This is a genomic window from Kitasatospora sp. MBT66 (assembly GCF_000710405.2).
Lineage (GTDB): Bacteria > Actinomycetota > Actinomycetes > Streptomycetales > Streptomycetaceae > Kitasatospora > Kitasatospora purpeofusca.
On record NZ_JAIY01000017.1, the window covers coordinates 142,776 to 143,460 of the forward strand.

Here is a 685-nt window from a genome sequence, read left to right on the forward strand (position 1 = left end):
GCGGCGAAGCCCTCCGGATCTCGCCGGCCCTGCTCACCGGCGGCGGCCGCCTCGCCTCGGTCGCCGACGGCGCCGTCCTCGCGCTCGGCGGCCACTACGTCTTCGTACGCCCCGACGCCGCCGACCTCACCGCCCTGACCGAGCTCGCCGAGAGCGGCCGGCTCACCGTCGAGGTCGCGGCGACGTTCCCGCTGGAGCGGGCGGCCGAAGCCCAACGACTCAACGCCGCCGGCCACACCCGCGGCAAGATCGTCGTCACCGTCCCCTGAACCCGACACCGGGGGCCCGCCCGGGCTCCGGAGCCGCCCCGTACCACCCGGAAGGACCTGCCGTGCCCCTCGTCGTGATCAGCGACTGGCTCGCCGACACCGGCGCCGAGCAACGGGTCGCCGACCTGCTCCCCGCCCTCACCGAGGCGGCGCTGACCGAGCCCGGCGTGCTCTCCTTCCGGGCGGTCCGCTCCCTGCGCGACGGGTCCGCATTCGTCGTCTTCGCCGAGTACGAGGACGAGCAGGCGCTGGTCGCCCACCGCGAGAGCCCCGCATACCGGCGACTGGCCCTCGCCGGAATCAGCCCGCACCTGATCGACCGCCAGGCCGAGGCCTACGCCGCACTGTGAGAGGAAGGTGCACCGGCACGGGAGGCCGACCGCCCGTGCCGTACGGCGGGGCAGCCGCGGTACCGG

General features: G+C 75.6%; 2 protein-coding genes. Both read left to right on the top strand.

The window, feature by feature from the left end; genetic code table 11:
* A partial coding sequence (locus tag BI06_RS54335; RefSeq protein ID WP_043476638.1) for a zinc-binding dehydrogenase occupies window positions 1-269 on the top strand: 269 nt, incomplete at its 5' end.
* A gap of 62 nt (window positions 270-331) precedes the next feature.
* Window positions 332-619, top strand: a complete 288-nt coding sequence (locus BI06_RS49960) for an antibiotic biosynthesis monooxygenase family protein (protein WP_043476641.1) — start codon at window positions 332-334, stop codon at window positions 617-619.
* Window positions 620-685: the final 66 nt, after the last annotated feature.